The 20,481-nt window shown below is 42.7% G+C and carries 14 protein-coding genes and 1 pseudogene; 6 read left to right on the top strand and 9 right to left on the bottom strand.

Features of this window, described 5'->3' with window-relative positions:
* Positions 1-36: 36 nt before the first annotated feature.
* The 5 genes and pseudogenes from FH976_RS05740 to FH976_RS05720 all read right to left on the bottom strand — a co-directional run.
* Positions 37-1,398 carry a tyrosine-type recombinase/integrase gene (locus FH976_RS05740; RefSeq protein WP_088731340.1) on the bottom strand — a complete coding sequence of 454 codons (1,362 nt, stop codon included), beginning with the start codon at positions 1,396-1,398 and terminating at the stop codon, positions 37-39.
* The gene (locus tag FH976_RS05735; RefSeq protein ID WP_088731338.1) at positions 1,398-1,928 is read right to left on the bottom strand and encodes a hypothetical protein; all 531 of its coding nucleotides are present in this window, start codon (positions 1,926-1,928) and stop codon (positions 1,398-1,400) included. Before FH976_RS05735 ends, FH976_RS05740 begins: the two co-directional genes overlap by 1 nt.
* A gap of 11 nt (positions 1,929-1,939) precedes the next feature.
* The gene (locus FH976_RS05730) at positions 1,940-4,351 is read right to left on the bottom strand and encodes an integrase (protein ID WP_193000048.1); all 2,412 of its coding nucleotides are present in this window, start codon (positions 4,349-4,351) and stop codon (positions 1,940-1,942) included.
* Positions 4,345-6,684 carry a hypothetical protein gene (locus FH976_RS05725; RefSeq protein WP_088731334.1) on the bottom strand — a complete coding sequence of 780 codons (2,340 nt, stop codon included), beginning with the start codon at positions 6,682-6,684 and terminating at the stop codon, positions 4,345-4,347. Before FH976_RS05725 ends, FH976_RS05730 begins: the two co-directional genes overlap by 7 nt.
* Positions 6,685-6,829: 145 nt before the next feature.
* Positions 6,830-7,747 (bottom strand): annotated as a pseudogene (locus FH976_RS05720) (YifB family Mg chelatase-like AAA ATPase); the annotation flags it as partial.
* A 447-nt stretch (positions 7,748-8,194) separates the two neighbouring features.
* Here FH976_RS05720 and ilvG point away from each other — a divergent pair.
* The 5 genes from ilvG (at position 8,195) to ilvA (ending at position 14,565) form a co-directional block, all read left to right on the top strand.
* A complete protein-coding gene (ilvG, locus tag FH976_RS05715; protein WP_194089943.1) occupies positions 8,195-9,841 on the top strand; it encodes an acetolactate synthase 2 catalytic subunit in 1,647 nt (548 codons plus the stop codon).
* The gene (gene ilvM, locus FH976_RS05710; protein WP_190331996.1) at positions 9,841-10,095 is read left to right on the top strand and encodes an acetolactate synthase 2 small subunit; all 255 of its coding nucleotides are present in this window, start codon (positions 9,841-9,843) and stop codon (positions 10,093-10,095) included. Before ilvG ends, ilvM begins: the two co-directional genes overlap by 1 nt.
* Before the next feature lie 32 nt (positions 10,096-10,127).
* The gene (locus FH976_RS05705) at positions 10,128-11,066 is read left to right on the top strand and encodes a branched-chain amino acid transaminase (protein ID WP_194089942.1); all 939 of its coding nucleotides are present in this window, start codon (positions 10,128-10,130) and stop codon (positions 11,064-11,066) included.
* Positions 11,067-11,165: 99 nt separating this feature from the next.
* The gene (gene ilvD / locus FH976_RS05700; protein ID WP_194089941.1) at positions 11,166-13,007 is read left to right on the top strand and encodes a dihydroxy-acid dehydratase; all 1,842 of its coding nucleotides are present in this window, start codon (positions 11,166-11,168) and stop codon (positions 13,005-13,007) included.
* 4 nt (positions 13,008-13,011) lie between these two features.
* The gene (gene ilvA, locus FH976_RS05695; protein ID WP_194089940.1) at positions 13,012-14,565 is read left to right on the top strand and encodes a threonine ammonia-lyase, biosynthetic; all 1,554 of its coding nucleotides are present in this window, start codon (positions 13,012-13,014) and stop codon (positions 14,563-14,565) included.
* Positions 14,566-14,655: 90 nt separating this feature from the next.
* Here ilvA and punR read toward each other — a convergent pair whose 3' ends face one another.
* The gene (gene punR / locus FH976_RS05690) at positions 14,656-15,555 is read right to left on the bottom strand and encodes a DNA-binding transcriptional activator PunR (protein ID WP_194089939.1); all 900 of its coding nucleotides are present in this window, start codon (positions 15,553-15,555) and stop codon (positions 14,656-14,658) included.
* Between the two features lie 119 nt (positions 15,556-15,674).
* Here punR and punC point away from each other — a divergent pair, with 119 nt between their 5' ends.
* Complete coding sequence (gene punC, locus FH976_RS05685; RefSeq protein ID WP_194089938.1) at positions 15,675-16,862, top strand: purine nucleoside transporter PunC; 1,188 nt, start codon at positions 15,675-15,677, stop codon at positions 16,860-16,862.
* A gap of 123 nt (positions 16,863-16,985) precedes the next feature.
* Here the strand turns inward: punC and glmU are convergent, their stop codons facing one another.
* From glmU to atpD, 3 genes are all read right to left on the bottom strand, one after another.
* Entirely contained in the window at positions 16,986-18,344 is a 1,359-nt protein-coding gene (gene glmU / locus FH976_RS05680; protein ID WP_194089937.1) for a bifunctional UDP-N-acetylglucosamine diphosphorylase/glucosamine-1-phosphate N-acetyltransferase GlmU, read from the bottom strand.
* Between the two features lie 236 nt (positions 18,345-18,580).
* The gene (locus tag FH976_RS05675; RefSeq protein ID WP_194089936.1) at positions 18,581-19,000 is read right to left on the bottom strand and encodes a F0F1 ATP synthase subunit epsilon; all 420 of its coding nucleotides are present in this window, start codon (positions 18,998-19,000) and stop codon (positions 18,581-18,583) included.
* Positions 19,001-19,060: 60 nt separating this feature from the next.
* Entirely contained in the window at positions 19,061-20,464 is a 1,404-nt protein-coding gene (gene atpD / locus FH976_RS05670) for a F0F1 ATP synthase subunit beta (protein ID WP_194089935.1), read from the bottom strand.
* Positions 20,465-20,481: the final 17 nt, after the last annotated feature.

The raw sequence follows: 20,481 nt of genomic DNA, 5'->3' as shown, positions 1-20,481 counted from the left end.
TTGTGATTTAGCCTGCGAAGTAAACTGACTTTATTATCACGATGAGATGATGCTTTTATCAATATCTGACTGAAAAGCTTCTAACAATATCTTGACCTCCACGAGCGCTGCTGTAGATGTTAGCTCTTTCCTTGCTATCTGTTCTTCTAACAACTCGATCTGACGTTTAGCAAGCTCAACACTCGACTTTAGAGAAACTGCATTGTAAACCTCTGTGTAGCCGTGAATATCTGCAAAAGCTAGGTCAATGTAGGTATCTAATGAACTAAGCATTGTGTGACCTGTCCACTGCTGAAGCTGCATTTTAAATGTTTGTGTATGAAGCATATGTTTTCGGAAATCATCTTTGTCATTCACTTCTTTAGTGGCAAGAATAAGTTCCTTAAGCTTGTCTGTAATGAATGCATGCCTCCACAGGTGTGGATGTAACTCACCCTCAATGCCAAGCTCCTTTTTCCAAGCGTTCATGTACGTTGTCCATGAGTCAGCAGATAAGGGTTGACCTGTGGTTAAGCTGATAAAGAGGTAGTCATGGTGAACCTTTTTCTTCCTCATCGCTTTCTTACGAACTTTGATGTAATCAGCAATCATTGATAACAAAAGGTGTGGAACAGGAATCTTTCGAGTGGTGTTATCGTCCTTACGCTTCAGAGTGGTGAGAGTGAGCATACCTGTGCGTCTAGCTTCCTCATAATCGGTCATTTTAATCAAATGAAGCTCAGACACACGACCGCCTAGTTGCTCCATTGCGGTGTATAACGCCATGTCCCTTCTGCGCTTATCTTTGTTTTTCTGAGTCTTTATAAACTCCCATACACGCAAGGCATCATCTTCCGAAACAGGGTGGCGTTTCTTGATTTCATCTTTTGTTGGCACAGCAGAGTGCGTAATTTTAGTGCCTTCAATGAACCCTTTGTAGCCTTCCTGTTTGCGTTTGTAATGCTTTTCAAGTATCTGAATTGAATTGCCTTTATCCTTGCCTATAAAAGCACTTAAATCATGAAAGTCTTGGACAAACTGCAAGAAATCTAAACAGGTATGGGCGATCTTTATAACCGAGTTATTTCTTCGTTTTAGCTCACCGAGCGGTGTCCTCTCCACTTGTAGTGATTGAATGAAAAGGGTGAACGTTGCGTCAGTAAGCTGGCTAAATCGGCTCAATAGTGGCTGTTTTTCAATAAAGTGCACCAAGTGAATAATGTCGTGTGCATATCCACGAATCGTGTCACTTTTTAAGTTTCTTACTATCAACTTATGAATGTAGGCATTGGCTTCATAGCAAGGCACATGATTACTGTAAGTAACGAAAGGGATGTCTAAAGGCTTACGAAAGATAAGCTTGCCATCAAACCCAAGGTGGCTCCATTGTTCAAAGCCTTTAAGCTTACGAACCGCCATCAAATCTCTCCATTCAATGTGTAATTCATCTGCGCTTTAATCTTCCGATTATGCTCTCGGTAAAGCTCCTGTCGCTCTTCTACTGTGCCCTCATGCTGCGCTAGTTGCTTTAACCTGGAGCGCAGCTCTGAGACCATAACGGTCAGTAAAGAATTGCTGCGCTGCGCTGCATCCAACTCAGACTCTAGCTCTGCGACTTTATGCTTTAAACCTACGACAGTTTGTTTGTTACCTTTAGAAGCTTTCTCATCGTGATGTGCAGCCTCTATCGCCAGTTTTGCATTAATACGAAGCTCATCTAAGGATAAGAAGCCTCTATCTAGAAATGCTTCTGAGATGCTTTTGACCGTGTTTAATGAGCATGATGTGATATTACGCTCTTGATTCTGATATTTAGCGATACCAGATTGAGACTTGAGCGCTTTTAGTAGTTCCTCATCATTTTTAAACTCAGCAGGGGTGGTGATAATTTCCCTTAACAGCTTTTCTGTTTCAAGTATCTTGGTTTGGTTTTTCTCTAAAACTTTCATTAGCCTAATCCTTAATCACGGTCTTTGATTTTTAAAATTAGATTAAAGGTTTGAGTTGTATTTCCATCAGCATCTTCAATGGTAAAAAACTCTGGCTCCAGTGTGATTAGACCCTCTTCCAGAAGGTGAATAACCTCTGTTTCAATGTCCTGCTCTTTTTGAATTTGGCTAATATGAGGAACGGTTAGGTAAGACTCATCATCGTAATCTTCTGCTGCCTCGCTCACTGTCTCTATAGTAATCGGCGTTGAACTATCACCAGTAAGTCGCTCTGCAATAATCTTGCGAACCTCTTCTATTCCGTCGAGCTTGGCAAGTTCCGAGGTAGAATCGACAACACCACGAACAATTACGCTAGCTTTCGCCCCATTGAGCACAGCCCCCGTCTCTGATTCAGAGATGTAATTATACAGATGCTCCATATCAGAATGTCCGAGCATCCAACGTAGAGCATCCATACCATCGAACCCTTTAGACCAGAAGAATGCCATCGCAAAGAAGCGTCTTAATTGGTGCTGACGAACATAATTGCGGCGGTATTCACCATTGTCATACTGCAACAAGTCCGTTTCGACGTAATCACACAAAGCATCGAGGTGTGTGTTGTAGGTGCTGTGAATTATCGGACTTAACTGGCAAGAATTTTTGTTTAAATTGTTAAACAGAGACAACTTTCCTTTGGCTAAATTCAATTCGTTAGCTTTAATGTTAAATTGCTCAAGTTGCCAAATGAACTTAGCGATAGATAAGGGGATTGCTCTTTCTATAGTGGCATTTACCCCCATTGAGCCTGTCTTCTTCACCTTAAATATCAGGCTGTACTCTGTCTTTAATCCTTCTTTCGAAAAAGGATCTATATTGGGAGATAGGTTGCCATGTGACTTTAATTTGATTAACTCATCTTGTCGTCTTGCCATGATTGCTCCCACCAAGACCTGTATAGCGCCTTGGAGTACAGAGAACAAATCAAACAAACTTTCATTGGCTCGAATCCTTTCGTGTCGCTTTTCAGTATTTTCAGCAAAGCCTTGAACCTGCTTTATTCCTTTTCTTAAATATTCATCACTCAGGCAATTGATGGCTTCAGTTTGAAACCAGTAACCTCGTTCCGAGCCAGACATGTCTCGATGCAATTCCTCATCCCAAGCAAGACTATCTTGGTGTGGGCGATGGGGATTGGATTGTCTCGCAGCAGATTTGCATCTTGCTTTAGCAAGCAGAGTTAGTATTTCGTCTAGTAAGGTAACAGCACCTTTGTCGGTCGGTAGATGCTCTTTGGCAAACTCATAGCATTGACGAATTAAATTAAACACAAACTTAGGCGACAAGGTGCGTGTTCGCCCCAACTTTTTTAAGTCAACTAACTGGCTAAGGCTGCCAGCTCTGACACGCTCGGACAGGACTGAAGGATTTACAGCATCTTCACGCTCAAGGTTGGTATGAATCAATCTAATTGCTTCAATGTATACAGAGATAGTCTGCGCATTCGTACCTGATGATGTATCTTTATTCTCAACAGCTCGATATTCTGAGTTTCGGTTTGGAGCTTTCAAGAGAAGTTCGGGGTAGCTGGGAGTATTAATGCCGTGATAGAGAATCTTGCCATCAAATAACAGCTTACTGAGTACAGCAGAATTGCCATCATAATGAAACCACCCGCTCTTTTGATAATAACCTTGATCAAAAAGCCAAGCACACGCCTTCTCTCTCTCGGCTAGGGATAAGAGAATTTCATCGTGAGCCATATCCTGTGAAATATAGGGGTATTTCTCTTTAAACTTTTGAGCATCTGTATCTGAAATAACCTGAGAAGCATCGTCCAGTAATTCTTTGGTACGTTTATCGAACTCGTACACCCCATAAAAACTCCCATACTCAGCGAATTTCATCAATATATTCAGCCAAAAATCATCATTCACATTTTGGAGGTGGTATTTTGCAAGCTTCAATTCCTTCGAGTGCAGCAAGATAGCATTGATTAGGGCGACAACTCTGCAAACCTTTGTATAAGCCGTTTTTGGACTGATAATCTTCCCGCCGTTCTCAAGTGGGTTATCTGCCGCCGTGATCCAGTATTTAAAACTGTTTAATAACTTGCAATGCTTTGTGTCTGTAAGCCTCTTTCCATCATCCAGATACACACTATCCCAATGGATTGTTTTTGGGGTTTTGCCGAATGTTAGTACCCATTTAGGTGCAGTAAATTTAGACTCCAGCCATTCAGGTTGCCTATCATCGTAACCGTAAATGCCCGTGTGGATATGCGTGATAATATCTAATGCTCGATAATCATCATTAGCTACTGAGAAATTTACAATTTGCTCAAGCGTTTCTGTGCTTAGACCGTTCAGAGTGGAGTGATCTAGTACGATGTCTTCAATGAGACTCGCAATGGAGGTATTGTCGATAGCGACACTTAACATAGCAATGCTCCTTTAACTGAATCAGCATCAAGCTTGTTATTAGTCGCAATATCAAGCATATCCATTAAATCAGTATCAGCACTATGCTTGCCTGAATTTAGGGTATCGAGGATAAACACCGCCGACTGATACCAGTGAAAAACAATATCTAAAAATGAGCGCTCATCATCGCTACTCTCAACAACAAAGCGTATTGCCATTAATAGCTGCAAAAGAGAAGTAGAGATAGTGTAGGTCAACTGGTCGAATGCTGAAGATTCAGAGGTTTCATTTTCAGTAGTGCCCTGTCGAGCAAAACCGTGGTCGAAATGCTCTGGGAGAGCACTAATTCCATGGTTGTTTAGGAATTCCGCGATGTCTTCAGCGCTCATGTTAACTGCATCAAGGCGGTAAACAGAATCTTTCATAGCCTCAAGCAAAATAGCATTCTGAAACTGACGCACCCAGCGGTCATTAAAGAAATCTATCAGTGGTTTAGGAAGATATGAAGTCAGTAGCTTGGCATCTTTCCTTTCATGGCCCAGCGCCTCTGCCACCGCATCCATTGAGCGTGTTTCCAGATAAATTTGGAAACCGCAGTGTCGCCTAATCGAGCGCAATGAATGTATATCAGAAATGGTTTGTGCATCCTCTAGGGTGATATCACTGTTCTTATCAAAGAGCGATTTATCTCGTAACCAGTCATAGAAATCATTCGCAGAGTGAAGAGTTTCATTAAGATTACTTGGGCATATCGCATTAGAACAGGCAGCAGTTAGAATCATCTTTCGCCAATTCACATCCCCTTTCTTTTTTAAGTATTCACGCGCCATGTGAGTATGTTGTATCAAGAACTCAACAACAGATTTAGACAACTCATTAAGCACAACGTCTTGCTGCGCATTGTTGACTCCTTTGCGTGATTTATAGCTTACTGCAATATACTGATTACCAACCTGCTTGTAGCCCACTTTATTGCCATAAGCATCAAACAACTCCCATTTTGCTAGCCAAGAAGGTGTTATCACAGGGTGCTCCATCACTAGCAGCGTTAAAAGAGCACTCAATGTTGAGCTAGTGGGTAAGTTTAATTCGGTGTTAAATTGTTTAGCATGACCGTGAAAGCCCAAAAATGACAGATAGGTTTGTTTTGCACCTATACCGTGTGTGTAAAACGTTGCTACAGTGTTATTTAGCCTATCTGCACCGACAGTATTGAAATAGTCATAGTTGTGTGAATTACTGCTCAGCGGTTTAACTAGACCTGTTTTGAGAAAAGCTTTATTTCTATCTTCTCGCTCCAAAAGCTCCTCAAACTTCAAGAGACACACATGCCTGATGTGCGCCATATCTCGCTCTACACGTTGCTGAATAATTGAAACAGCTTCTTCATCTTTAATTTTTAGAGGGATATTAGCAAACCATCGATGACTTTCTTTCTTCGTTGCATCACCGCCAATCGAAAATATGGGCGCTGTATCTTTCGGGTCTTTCCAAGCTGGAACGATAAACGGCTTATGAGGCTCATCAAAAATACCAGTGTTGATAAAACACTCTGTATAATAAGCAATAGTATCACGCCACCTGTTGTGAAAAACCTTTGGACTGTTCAAAGCCGCTTGGGAGCGCACAAATAGCACTTTAAACACCTTATGGAAAAAGGGCTGAACATGCTTGCGACTCAGATAGGTTTCTATCGTCAAACCGTCCCGTTCATTATAAACAGTGGATATACCGACAAAAAAGGGGGTGATGTTCGCCAACATAGCCGTAAGAGATGATGATTTTTGTTTAGAAGCATAGTTTTTTAGAGCGAGATGAACCTTATTGGTAAACTCTTCGCCAAAGTGCACATAAAGCGTATCAAGACGTGCCTCGAAGCATTTACCTTCTTTTGATACTACCTGCCAGCCATTTAAGTAGTCAGCTTTTGTTTTATCTATCTCAAGCTGTCGAAATTGCGTTAGGCAGTTATGGGCATCTTCTGAAATTTTGGTGTTTGACAGCTTTACGTCATCGAGGTCGAGTTGCTTATTCTGAGCAATGTAAAGGAAAAGATTTTTGACTTGATTGCATAGGGCGTATTTTCTTCTGGGAGTGATGTTATTGCTGTCATAAACGAAACCAATGAACGACTGAAAATGTGTATTGAGCGAGGTTAAGTCATTTAGGATATTAAATGCGGTGTAGTTGCCTTGCTCCACTACATAGCAGTATGCAGCATAAATATTCAATAGTTGTGGCCTCAACTTTTCTGATACAGAGGATTCAGCAGCAGATGTTAGGTAGTTAGAGTACTCCCGCGACAGTGAGGTATTTAATAAAGAAAGCTCTCTCAATATGCTTGTATTCAAAATGAAACCCAATAGATTGACAACTAATAGTTAAGGTATTTATCAAACTGATCACTGTCAATATAAATTGCGAGTACTAAATTAAGATAAATTCAATTAATTTCAATCAATTATAATATAAATGATATTATTTAATTATTGGGATTTGGGAAATCTCATCGAGAAAAAGCAAACCATTATGCGCGAGGGATATTTCTCCTGGTCTTGGAATTGAACCACCTCCCACCAGCGCCGCCATTGAACTAGAGTGATGAGGCGATCGAAATGGTCTGTGTTTCCAGTTATGGTGATTAATATCAATGTCAGTCAACGAAGCGACCGATGCACTTTCTAGCGCTTCATCGTCTTCCATTTCCGGTAATAAATCACATAAACGAGAGGCTAACATGGTTTTTCCAGTACCTGGAGGACCGAGAAAAAGTAAATTATGGGAACCTGCCGCGGCAATTTCTAACGCTCGTTTACCTTGTTGTTGGCCAATGATGTCTTGTAGGTCACGGTCATTGGTTTTTACTTCTGCCTTCTCTGGTGAAATAAATAACTGTAAATTTTGTTGCCCACATAAATCGGCGCACACTTCCAATAAACTCGAGGCGGATTTATGTAAACCTTTCCCGACTAGCGCGGCTTGATCGCCATTGTCATTCGGCACCACTAAACAACGAGCGATATTTTTGCAAGCTAATGCCGCCGGAAGCACGCCTTTAACTCGACGTAAGTCACCAGATAAAGCCAGCTCCCCAACAAATTCATAATGATCGAGCTTATTGATCGCAATTTGTTGCGAGGCCGCCAAAATCCCCAATGCAATTGGTAAATCAAAACGCCCTCCTTCTTTCGGCAAATCGGCAGGTGCTAAATTGACAGTGATGCGCTTAGCGGGGAACTCAAAATTTGAATTCAAGATAGCACTACGAACTCTGTCTTTAGCTTCTTTCACCGTTGTCTTGGGTAATCCCACTAAAGAAAATCCAGGCATACCGTTACTGATATGCACCTCGACTGTGACTTCCGGTGCTTCAACGCCGACACAAGCGCGACTATGTATGATTGCTAATTCCATTTATTTCACCATTGATTAAAGCAACCCTCGCTGCTTTTTTTGTTTGTATATAGGTGTATACAAGGTTTGACGCCGATCGTATGGTGAAAAAAGTGTGAGTTTTTGCTTGTAATATAACCAGAGTCTGTGATACCACTAACAGTACAAGTTTACTAACGTCTTATTTACAAGTTCGATTCGTTATTTATTGATATGGAAAACTAATGAATATTATCGCTCGACTCAACCTTCTCATTATTGTCATTCTCGTGGTCATTATTCGATCCGCGCGGGGATTAGTGAGCGATAAGTAAACACCAACACTAATAAGCCCCCGCACTCAAGTCCGGGGGCTTTTTTTATCATCGGACAATTTAATAACCAATAAAAATACAATTAGAAATAGGACAGCGGAATGTCAAAATGGGAACTAACAAGGAAACAAACTAGCTCAAGGGAGAGTCAAGCATGAATGGATCGGAGCTGGTGGTCAGCGCTTTACAACAAGAAGGCATCAAAACCATATTTGGTTACCCTGGTGGGGCCATTATGCCAATTTATGATGCATTGTATGATGGTGGTGTTGAGCATATTTTGTGCCGCCACGAACAAGGTGCAGTCATGGCTGCAATAGGTATGGCTCGCTCCACTCAAGAAGTCGCTGTTTGCATGGCAACCTCAGGCCCAGGAGCAACCAATTTAGTCACAGGTCTTGCTGATGCACTAATGGACTCCATTCCTATTGTTGCGATTACTGGGCAAGTCGCTAGCACCCATATCGGTACTGATGCATTTCAAGAAATGGATGTCATTGGTATGTCTCTCTCTTGTTGCAAGCACAGCTATCTTGTCACCGATATCAACGATCTTGCTCCAACCCTTGCCGAAGCATTTGAAGTGGCAAAGTCAGGGCGGCCTGGCCCGGTATTGGTTGATATTGCTAAAGATGTACAGCTTGCTCAAGCTCCAGTAAAAATATTACCCGAGTTCACACCACCCGCGATTCCAATTGCTAGCCCTGAAGCCATAGAACAAGCCCAACAAGTGTTAGCTAAAAGCCGTAAGCCCGTTTTGTATGTCGGTGGTGGCGTGCAACTTGCTAAAGCAACGCATTCTGTCCGTCAATTTTTAACCAACAATCCAATGCCCGCCGTTAGCACGTTAAAAGGTTTAGGCAGCATTGAGCGCCATTACCCACATTACTTAGGCATGCTAGGTATGCACGGCACGAAAGCGGCCAACTTAGTGGTGCAAGAAGCGGATTTATTAATTGTGGTCGGTGCTCGTTTTGATGACCGAGTGACTGGCAAGCTTGATACCTTCGCACCGAACGCGAAAGTGATTCATTTAGATATCGATGCAGCTGAATTTAACAAACTTCGCTTATCTCATGCATCCTTGCGAGGCGATCTCAATGTATTATTACCACAACTAGAATTAACTAATGACATATCTGAATGGGTAGAACACTGCGACCGACTGCGCACTAAATTCAAATGGCGTTATAACCATCCGGGCGATCTTATCTACGCGCCTAAATTACTCAAACAGTTAAGCGATATGATGCCAGATAGCGCAGTGGTTTCTACCGACGTAGGCCAGCATCAAATGTGGGCAGCGCAACATATTCAACCTCGCTTACCACAAAACTATCTAACCTCGGCTGGCCTTGGCACTATGGGTTTTGGTTTGCCTGCCGCCATGGGTGCTAAAGTAGCGCGTCCTAATGATGAGTCTATTCTTATCACTGGTGATGGCTCAATAATGATGAATATTCAAGAGCTTGGAACCTTAAAGCGCCGTCAAATTCCCGTCAAAATAGTCCTACTGAATAACCAACGTTTAGGCATGGTACGCCAATGGCAATCCTTGTTTTTTGATGGTCGACATAGTGAAACTATTTTAGACGATAACCCTGATTTCATCATGCTCGCTAAAGCTTTTGATATTCCAGGTAAAACCATTACACGCAAAGAAGAAGTAGAACCGGCACTTAAAGAGATGCTAGCCAGTAAAACCTCTTATTTACTACACGTTTTAATTTCTGAAGAAGAAAACGTTTGGCCATTAGTGCCACCAGGCGCAGCAAACCAAGATATGTTGGAGAATAACTAATGGACAGATATCAATTAAACATAAAAGCCGATGATAAGCCTGTTTTATTAGAACGGGTATTGCGCGTCATTCGACATCGTGGTTTTATTATCAGACAAGTGATCGCGACGGTTAACCACGAAAGCAATATTGCCAGTGTTGAAATCATTGTCGACAGCAACCGTCCAATTAGCATTTTGATCAACCAAATCGAAAAACTATGGGATATCATCACCGTTGAAACGGAACTATTACAAACTCATTTATCTGAATAAATGAGTACGTGTTTATTTAAAGGAAGAAGAAAATGTCTACAAGCACAGCAGATTTTATTTGGTTTAATGGTGAAATGGTTCCTTGGGCAGAAGCTAATGTCCACGTATTAACGCACTCAATGCACTATGGCACCTCTGTTTTTGAAGGCGTTCGTTGCTACGATACTCCTAACGGACCGATTGTTTTTCGCCATCGTGAACACATGCAACGCTTAAAAGATTCTGCCAAAATTTATCGATTCCCTATCCCGTATTCAGTCGATGAAATTATGGAAGCATGTCGTGAAACTCTGCGTGCCAATAAGCTTAATTCCGCTTATATCCGCCCGCTTGGTTTTATTGGCAATGTTGGCCTCGGTGTTTGTCCACCTGTTGATTCGCAAATGGAGCTGATCATCGCCGCTTTCCCTTGGGGAGCTTATCTAGGCGAAGAGGCCCTTGCGAATGGTGTCGATGCCATGATTTCTAGCTGGAATCGTGCTGCGCCAAATACAATCCCAACCGCAGCAAAAGCTGGTGGTAACTACCTTTCATCACTACTTGTCGGTGGAGAAGCTCGTCGCCATGGTTATGATGAAGGGATTGCGCTCAGTGTCAGTGGGTACATATCTGAAGGCGCGGGTGAAAATATTTTTGTAGTAAAAGATGGCAAGATAGTCACACCACCGTCTACTAGCTCGATTTTACCCGGCATCACGCGTGATTCAATTGTTATACTAGCCAAAGATTTAGGTTACGACATCATTGAAGCAAACATCGCGCGCGAAGCATTATATCTAGCAGACGAAGTGTTCATGACAGGCACCGCAGCAGAAATAGTACCCGTACGCAGCGTTGATCAAATCGCTGTGGGTGAAGGCAAACGCGGCCCAATCACAGAACACATTCAATCAACCTTCTTTGGCCTATTTAATGGTTCAACAGAAGATAAGTGGGGCTGGCTCGATCCAGTCTACCCACAAGGTAAATAAACCTAAAGATAAGCACGTTGTAAGGTAAAAACTCATCTATATAGGAGGTATACACCTCCTATATCGCATTAAAAACTATTGTATTAAAAGGATTTAATTATGCCAATTTATCGCTCCGCTACCACCACTCATGGTCGAAATATGGCAGGTGCTCGTGCTTTATGGCGCGCCACTGGCGTTAAAGAAGAAGATTTCGGTAAACCGATCATTGCGGTTGTAAACTCCTTTACTCAATTCGTACCTGGCCATGTTCACCTAAAAGACATGGGTCAATTAGTGGCAGCTGAAATTGAAAAAGCGGGCGGTATTGCAAAAGAATTCAATACAATTGCGGTAGATGATGGTATTGCGATGGGTCATGGCGGCATGTTGTATTCACTGCCTTCACGCGAACTCATTGCCGATTCAGTCGAATACATGGTTAATGCGCACTGCGCCGATGCCATGGTGTGCATTTCCAACTGTGACAAGATCACTCCGGGAATGTTAATGGCGTCATTACGCTTAAATATTCCAGTCATTTTTGTGTCTGGCGGCCCAATGGAAGCAGGTAAAACTAAATTATCTGATCAAATCATCAAGCTTGATCTGGTTGATGCCATGATCCAAGGCGCCGATCCAAAAGTATCCGATGAACAAAGTGAGCAAGTAGAACGCTCGGCTTGCCCAACTTGTGGTTCATGTTCTGGTATGTTTACCGCGAACTCAATGAACTGTTTAACCGAAGCGCTAGGTTTAAGTCAGCCGGGTAACGGTTCTATGCTCGCCACTCACGCCGATCGTGAACAACTGTTCTTAAATGCTGGTCATCGTATTGTTGAACTGACTAAGCGTTATTATTTAGAAGATGATGAATCTGCTCTGCCACGTAATATTGCATCACGCGCGGCATTTGAAAACGCCATGGCTCTTGATGTAGCAATGGGCGGCTCAACCAATACCGTACTGCATTTAGTTGCTGCTGCTCAAGAAGGTGAAATAGACTTCACCATGGAAGACATTGACCGTATCTCTCGTCTCATTCCAAACATCTGTAAAGTCGCACCTTCTACTCCAAAATATCATATGGAAGATGTGCACCGAGCGGGTGGTGTCATGGCAATTTTAGGGGAGTTAAACCGCGCTGGCCTTATCAATAACCAAACCAATACCGTGCTAGGCATGACGATGGATGAGCAATTAGCCCATTACGACATCATGCAAACCCAATCGGAAGATGTAAAAAAATTCTTCCGCGCTGGTCCTGCTGGTATTCGCACCACTAAAGCCTTCTCGCAAGATTGTCGTTGGGACACACTCGATGATGACCGTGAGAATGGTTGTATTCGTACCAAAGCTAACGCCTTTAGCCAAGATGGCGGTTTAGCCGTACTCAGCGGTAATATCGCCCTTGATGGCTGCATTGTAAAAACCGCCGGTGTGGATGAAAACAACCTAACATTCCAAGGCCCAGCCGTAGTATTTGAAAGCCAAGAAAGTGCAGTTGAAGGCATTTTAGGTGGCAAAGTAAAAGCGGGCGATGTCGTGGTTATTCGCTATGAAGGTCCAAAAGGTGGCCCAGGCATGCAAGAAATGCTGTACCCAACTACTTATCTTAAATCGATGGGTTTAGGCAAAGAATGTGCGCTATTAACCGATGGCCGCTTCTCTGGCGGTACATCAGGTTTATCGATTGGTCATGCCTCACCGGAAGCTGCCGATGGTGGAACGATTGGTTTAGTCAACCAAGGCGATATCATTACCATCGATATTCCAAACCGTACCATTGAACTTGAAATCAGCGAGCAAGAACTGGCTGAGCGTCGTGCCACACAAGATCAATTAGGCTGGAAACCCGTTGCTCGTGAACGCGTAGTGTCTTATGCACTTAAAGCTTACGCTATGCTTGCCACCAGCGCCGATAAAGGTGCGGTACGTGATAAATCTAAGCTAGAGGGGTAATCCCATGGCCGAAGATAGTGAGCAAACTAAGCTAAACCTTCCGCATACTGGCGCAGAATACCTGCGCCATATCTTGCGCGCGCCAATTTATGACGTCGCGCAAGTCACGCCATTGCAAACACTCACCCGCTTATCGGAGCGTTTAGGTAATCATATCCAGCTTAAACGTGAAGATAGACAACCGGTTCATTCATTTAAACTGCGTGGCGCTTATAACATGGTTGCCAGCTTAAATTATGCACAAAAACAAGCGGGCGTTATCACAGCATCAGCAGGGAATCATGCGCAAGGTATCGCGTTATCGGGTAAGCATTTATCCATTCGCGCGATTATCGTGATGCCAAAAACCACCCCCGATATTAAAGTAAATGCGGTGCGTGGTTACGGCGGCGAAGTGGTATTACATGGTAATAATTTTGATGAAGCCAAAGGTGAAGCCGAGCGTTTAGCTGCTGAGCACGGTTACACTTATGTGCCGCCTTTTGATCATCCCTTGGTGATCGCAGGCCAAGGAACGATTGGCATGGAAATGCTGCAACAAAATGGTCACCTTGATTATATTTTTGTGCCCGTTGGTGGTGGTGGATTAGCCGCTGGCGTTGCAGTTTTAATCAAGCAGTTAATGCCTGAAATCAAAGTAATTGCCGTCGAACCTGAAGATTCTGCTTGTTTGAAAGCGGCGCTTGATGCCGGTAAACCAGTGGCTTTAGAGCGAGTCAGCATGTTTGCCGATGGCGTAGCAGTCAAAATCATTGGTAATGAAACTTTCCGTTTGTGCCAACAACATTTAGATGGCCATATAACCGTTTCCAGCGATGAAATCTGTGCGGCCGTCAAAGATATTTTTGAAGATACACGCGCGATCGCCGAGCCATCTGGTGCACTCGCATTAGCGGGTTTGAAAAAATACTCAGAGCAAAATCAACTCAAAGATAAGCAACTAGGAGCGATCCTTTCTGGCGCTAACACCAACTTCCACGGCTTACGTTATGTGTCTGAACGCTGTGAGTTGGGTGAGAAACGTGAAGGTTTATTGGCCGTGACCATTCCTGAACGCAAAGGCGCTTTCTTTGAGTTCTGTAATCTTATTGGTGGACGAGCGGTAACCGAGTTTAACTATCGCTATAACGATGATAAGCAAGCCAATATTTTTGTCGGGGTGCGCCTACAAGAAGGTCAGCAAGAGCTTGATCATATTGTAGAAGATTTACGCGCGGGTGGTTATCCAGTGGCGGATTTATCCGATGATGAAATGGCGAAACTGCATGTGCGCTATATGATTGGAGGAAAACCACTTCAACCACTGCAAGAACGTTTATACAGCTTTGAATTTCCAGAGTCACCCGGCGCCCTATTAAACTTTTTAAGTACCTTAGGCACGCACTGGAATATCAGTTTATTTAACTATCGTAATCACGGCGCCGATTATGGTCGCGTATTATGTGGTTTTGAACTGGCTGATTCCGACTTAGAACGTTTCTCCGCTCATCTAAAAGAATTGGGTTATCAGTATAAAGACGAAAACGATAGTCCATCGTATAAGTTCTTTTTATCCTAGAAATGTGAATGTATAAAACCTAAAAGGTGGCGCTGTTATCTTACTTGCAGCCCACCTTTTTATTGATGAACTAAAAATTATAAATACGCTTTATTCCAACCACTGTTTATACAACTGTTCGCTGTCTCCAAGATAATCGATCAACCATTCCACCAGCTTATTGCCTTCATCTTTACGCCATACCAAACAACAAGCGCTTAATGGTTTATCACCACTGATCTGCGCTTCAATTAGCTCTCCTTGAGCAATAAAATGCTTAGCCATATGGCGAGGCATATAACCCATTCCAACCTTGTTTTTAAGGCATTCAATCGCACTAAACCAATTGGGCAGTAATAATCGACGCTGTTGCATGGAATGCCAAGTGTGTCTTTTAGGTAATAGCGTAGAGGTATCATCTAAACAAATCGCGGGAATGTTCATTAAATCGTCAGCGGTTAATTCACTTTTATTCGACAAAGGGTGATCAACTGCCATCACATAGGCCCAATCAATTTCACCCATCGACTTCACCCCATAATCACCACTAACAGGAATAGCGGAAGTGGCTCCAATCACAATATCGGCACGACCTTCCGAAATAGCTTCCCATGATCCATTAAAAACCTCCATATTAATTTGCAGCTCAGCGAAATCAAAAGTACGGTAAAAGTCTTCAATTAAAGGCTTTAGTTGCTCAAGTTTAACGATATTATCTAAAGTAAGCTTAACGGTTTTGTGATAACCATTTTCCACTCGTTTAGTTTGCGCCTTCACCTCTTCCATATGACGTAATAATTGGCGTGCTTCATTAATAAAATGCTGCCCAGCTTCAGTAAGCTCCACCTTGCGCGCTAAACGATTAAATATTTTCACACCTAACTCATTTTCAACCTGACGAACCGCATAACTTATCGCAGAGGGTACTTTATGTAACTGCTCGGCGGCAGCGGTAAAACTCCCAAGTCGCGCAATGGTATCGAGCATTTGCAGAGATTGTTTTGAATACATTTGACACCACCAATTATCCATCAAAAAATTTGAACGCTAATTCAAAATTATAACGTTTAATTTTGTCATAAGGAAAATTTATACTAGTGAGAATAGATTAACTTTTTAGTGGCACTGATATGAATATTGCAAAAACACAACTCTTTTACCTTGCAGCATTGTCGATGCTAGGCTTTGTCGCAACCGACATGTACCTTCCGGCTTTTAAAATACTCGAAGATCACTTTTCAACTGGTCCAGAATCGATTGCGCTTTCTTTATCGATTTTCTTAGCAGGCATGGCATCAGGACAGTTATTGTGGGGATTGGCATCGGATAAATTTGGTCATCGAAATACGCTATCTGTCGGGTTAGTACTGTTTGCTTTAGCATCATTAGGATTAAGTTTTAGCCAAGAAGTTTGGCAATTATTAACATTACGATTTGTGCAAGCAATGGGCGTATGTGCACCGGCGGTAATTTGGCAAGCGATGGTGATAAAGCGTTACTCTAGCTCAGTAAGCCAGCAAGTTTTTGCTTCAATTATGCCGCTGGTGGCGCTATCTCCGGCAATCGCACCGCAACTTGGTGTGTTCTTAATGGCTCACTTTGGTTGGGCAAGTATCTTTATTTTCTTAACCGTAGTTGGTGCCGTGTTAGCCTGTGTCACTTTAACTCAAGCAAAAGATGAAGCAGAAGAACCAAAACAAACCTCAGTAAAACAAGATATTAAAGCATTATTCAGCTCTCACGTGTACTTAGGTAATGTGCTGATGTTTGCGATGGCTTCCGCCTGTTTCTTTGCCTACTTGACTGGCATGCCTGAAATCATGACCTCGATGGGATATGACGCTAAAGATATTGGTTTAAGTTTTGTGCCACAAACCATTGCCTTTATGACTGGGGGATATTTTGGTAAGCGCTATGTTGCGAAGCTAGGTGATGCAAAAGTTCTTAAGGTATTACTGGCTCTGTTCAGCGTTTCTGCCATCGTCATGTTCATTGCTTCCAATATGACGATTACAACTATTTGGCCAGTATTGATCCCATTTTGCTTTATTGCTGTTGCCAATGGTGCGCTGTACCCAATCGTGGTTAACCGTGCTTTATCAAGCTGTAAATACAGCCCAGCAACCGCGGCAGGTTTACAAAATAGCTTACAGATTTGTATTAGCGGTTTAGCCAGTGCATTAGTCGCTACTTATGCCAGCCAAGCTCTCCCAACAACAGGTATTACCGCCATTTTATGTACTATTGGTTTATTAGCTGGCTACTTCATGGCGACATCGAAAAAGGCAATGGCAGCGGCTCTTACTGAAGAAGGTTAATCGTTTAGACACTCTTTAGCTTTCAGTACAGCATAGCTAACAACATAAAAATGCCGCAACGCTCAGTGGTTGCTTCACAGAGAGTCGCGGCATTTTTTGTATTCATGTTACATGAGGAATATATTATTTTTTAGTTGGACGCTTCCAACCAGCAATCACTCGTTCTTTTACTCGAGTAATAACCAGTTCACCTTCATTTATATTTTTAGTGATCGTCGCTCCTGCGCCAATAGTTGCCCCATTAGCAATAGTGACGGGTGCAATCAACTGAGCATCAGATCCAACAAACACACCATCACCAATAATGGTTTTAAATTTATTCACACCATCGTAATTACAAGTAATGACCCCCGCACCAACATTCACTCGGTCACCAATTTCAGCGTCACCTAAGTAGGTTAAATGCCCAGCTTTTGAATTCACACCTAAACGCGTATTTTTAATTTCAACAAAATTACCCACGTGTGCTTTGATTTTAAGCTCCGTTCCAGGACGAAGACGAGCAAAAGGCCCTACCGTACATTCTTCACCAACGGTCGCACCATCAATAATGGTATATGGACTAATCACGCTATTATCATCAATCTCACAATCTTTTAGAACACAACCAGCACCGATCATCACGTTATCACCAATAGATACATTACCTTCAATGATGACGTTTACATCAATTTCAACATCCATTCCGCACTGCAGTTCACCACGCAAATCAAAACGACTTGGATCGCGTAGCATCACGCCTTGCTCCAATAAAATCTGAGCTTGCATAGATTGATAAGCGCGCTCTAAACGAGCCAATTGAGCGCGATCATTAACCCCTTCAACTTCGATTGGATTAACAGGATGAACCGCCTCAACTGCGCGACCTTCATCATGCGCTGCAGCAATAATATCGGTTAGGTAATATTCTGCTTGAGCATTCTCATTTTTAAGTGCTGCCAACCAACGTTTGAGATCGCCACCGGTTGCCACCATCACACCAGTGTTGATTTCTTTGATCAGCTTTTGTTCTTCAGTGGCATCTTTTTGCTCAACGATCGCCACAACAGGACCATTTTTACGAATAATACGACCGTAACCAGCAGGCTTATCTAAAATAACCGTTAATAACGCAATACCACCCGTTGGTTGTGCATCTAATAAGTTTTCAACCGTTTCTGTTGAAATTAGTGGTACATCACCATACAGAATCAATACTTTTTCATCATCGGTAAAATCTGGCGCAGCTTGATTGACTGCATGTCCCGTGCCCAACTGATCGGCCTGTAAAACCCAGTTAACCGATTCTTGTTCCAATTCTTTCTTCATTTGATCGCCACCATGGCCATACACCAAATGAATATTTTGAGCACCAACACTGGTGCAAGTATCAATGACATGTTTTGCCATCGGACGGCCAGCTAATGTATGAAGAACTTTAGGCTTATTAGAATACATGCGAGTGCCTTTACCCGCAGCAAGAATCACGGCACTGAATTTCATAAATGGGATTTCCTATTAATAGAATTGCGACTGATTTTACCTTAAACGAATTATATTTTGTAAAAAACGTGAAAGTAATAACCTATATATTGATCTACCACTCAATGGTTTATCTTACTTTTAATACATAAATACATTTCAGAACAAAATAATACGATAAAACAAGCACAAAAAAGGCGACCACACGGGTCGCCTTATCTTTTGACTGCTAAAGTATTTTTTGACTGATACTTGATTTAGCGGAGTTTTCTCGTCAATTCAATCACTCGTAATTGAGCCATTGCTTTGGCTAACTCACTAGCTGCTTGGGCGAAGTCAATATCGTTATGCTGATTTTGAATATGTTCTTCAGCTTTACGCTTGGCTTCTTCCGCCTTCGCAGTATCTAAATCTTCACCACGGATTGCGGTATCAGCTAGTACAGTTGCAGTACCAGGCTGAACTTCCAGCATACCACCAGAAACATAAATAATTTCTTCGTGGCCGTGTTGCTTAACTAAACGCACCATACCAGGCTTAATAGCAGATAACAGTGGAGTGTGCCCAGGATAAATACCCAGCTCACCTTCACTACCGGTCACCATGAACGATTCGACAGTACCTGAAAATAAACTCTTTTCTGCACTCACGATATCGAGATGAAAGGTCATAGCCATGTTGCCTCCTAATTCACTTTATCGCTTATACCCAGCGCTAACTGGGTATAGTTTTTAAGCTTACAGCTTCTTAGCATTCTCAACAGCATCGTCAATGCTACCGCAGTACATGAACGCTTGCTCAGGAATGTCATCGTAATCACCAGCAATTAGACCTTTAAAGCCGCGTAGTGTCTCTTGAAGAGAAACATACACACCAGGGTCACCAGTAAATACTTCCGCTACGTGATAAGGCTGAGTTAAGAAACGTTCAATCTTACGAGCACGAGATACAAGTTGCTTATCTTCTTCAGATAGTTCATCCATACCTAGAATCGCGATGATGTCTTTTAGCTCTTTATAACGTTGTAGCGTCGTTTGAACACCTTGAGCAATACCGTAATGCTCTTGACCAACAACCAATGGATCCAACATACGAGATGACGAATCTAATGGGTCAATCGCAGGGTATAGACCCATTGCAGCGATATTACGGTTAAGTACAACTGTTGCATCCAAGTGAGCAAACGTCGTAGCAGGAGACGGATCGGTTAAATCATCCGCAGGTACGTATACCGCCTGAACAGAGGTAATTGAACCTTGTTTAGTCGAGGTAATACGTTCCTGAAGAACACCCATCTCTTCAGCTAGTGTTGGCTGATAACCTACCGCAGATGGCATACGACCCAATAGAGCCGATACTTCTGTTCCCGCAAGGGTATAACGATAGATGTTATCGATGAACAATAGTACATCACGACCTTCATCACGGAATCTTTCCGCCATAGTCAGGCCAGTCAATGCTACGCGCAGACGGTTTCCAGGTGGCTCATTCATTTGGCCATAAACCATTGCTACTTTTGATTTTTCAGGCTCTTCGATGTTTACAACACCCGCTTCCTGCATTTCAAAGTAGAAATCGTTACCTTCACGAGTACGCTCACCAACACCGGCAAACACAGATAAACCTGAGTGTTGCAATGCGATATTGTTGATAAGTTCCATCATGTTAACGGTCTTACCTACACCAGCACCACCGAATAGACCAATTTTACCACCCTTAGCGAATGGACAAATTAAGTCGATTACTTTAACGCCGGTTTCTAGCAATTCCGTTACGTTAGATTGCTCTTCATAACTTGGTGCCGCGCGGTGAATAGCATAATGCTCTTCTGCGCCAATTTCACCACACTCATCGATAGCATCACCTAACACGTTCATGATGCGACCGAGTGTTTTTATTCCTACTGGTACTGAGATTGGAGCACCTGAATTCGATACTTCCAAACCACGACGTAAACCATCAGAGCTACCCATTACGATTGCGCGAACCACGCCACCGCCAAGTTGTTGCTGAACTTCAAGAACAAGACGCTCTTTTGATTCAGTAACGTTCAGGGCATCGTATACGCGAGGTACACTGTCCTGTGGGAACTCTACGTCGACTACTGCACCGATGATCTGTACGATCTTACCTGTAGCCATCGTTAAATCCTCTAAAC

Origin of the sequence: Vibrio hibernica (assembly GCF_015223435.1) — a bacterium.
GTDB lineage: Bacteria > Pseudomonadota > Gammaproteobacteria > Enterobacterales > Vibrionaceae > Vibrio > Vibrio hibernica.
The sequence above is the reverse complement of the archived record's forward strand: the minus strand, read 5'-3'. Positions and strand labels throughout refer to the sequence as shown.

What these genes read in the sequence shown, in the direction of transcription:
- ilvD (WP_194089941.1), top strand. Translation starts at nt 11,166, where the DNA reads ATGCCAATTTATCGCTCCGCTACCACCACTCATGGTCGAAATATGGCA.
- punR (WP_194089939.1), bottom strand. Translation starts at nt 15,555, where the DNA reads ATGTATTCAAAACAATCTCTGCAAATGCTCGATACCATTGCGCGACTT.
- FH976_RS05675 (WP_194089936.1), bottom strand. Translation starts at nt 19,000, where the DNA reads ATGGCTATGACCTTTCATCTCGATATCGTGAGTGCAGAAAAGAGTTTA.
- FH976_RS05740 (WP_088731340.1), bottom strand. Translation starts at nt 1,398, where the DNA reads ATGGCGGTTCGTAAGCTTAAAGGCTTTGAACAATGGAGCCACCTTGGG.
- FH976_RS05705 (WP_194089942.1), top strand. Translation starts at nt 10,128, where the DNA reads ATGTCTACAAGCACAGCAGATTTTATTTGGTTTAATGGTGAAATGGTT.
- atpD (WP_194089935.1), bottom strand. Translation starts at nt 20,464, where the DNA reads ATGGCTACAGGTAAGATCGTACAGATCATCGGTGCAGTAGTCGACGTA.
- FH976_RS05735 (WP_088731338.1), bottom strand. Translation starts at nt 1,928, where the DNA reads ATGAAAGTTTTAGAGAAAAACCAAACCAAGATACTTGAAACAGAAAAG.
- FH976_RS05730 (WP_193000048.1), bottom strand. Translation starts at nt 4,351, where the DNA reads ATGTTAAGTGTCGCTATCGACAATACCTCCATTGCGAGTCTCATTGAA.
- punC (WP_194089938.1), top strand. Translation starts at nt 15,675, where the DNA reads ATGAATATTGCAAAAACACAACTCTTTTACCTTGCAGCATTGTCGATG.
- ilvG (WP_194089943.1), top strand. Translation starts at nt 8,195, where the DNA reads ATGAATGGATCGGAGCTGGTGGTCAGCGCTTTACAACAAGAAGGCATC.
- glmU (WP_194089937.1), bottom strand. Translation starts at nt 18,344, where the DNA reads ATGAAATTCAGTGCCGTGATTCTTGCTGCGGGTAAAGGCACTCGCATG.
- ilvA (WP_194089940.1), top strand. Translation starts at nt 13,012, where the DNA reads ATGGCCGAAGATAGTGAGCAAACTAAGCTAAACCTTCCGCATACTGGC.
- ilvM (WP_190331996.1), top strand. Translation starts at nt 9,841, where the DNA reads ATGGACAGATATCAATTAAACATAAAAGCCGATGATAAGCCTGTTTTA.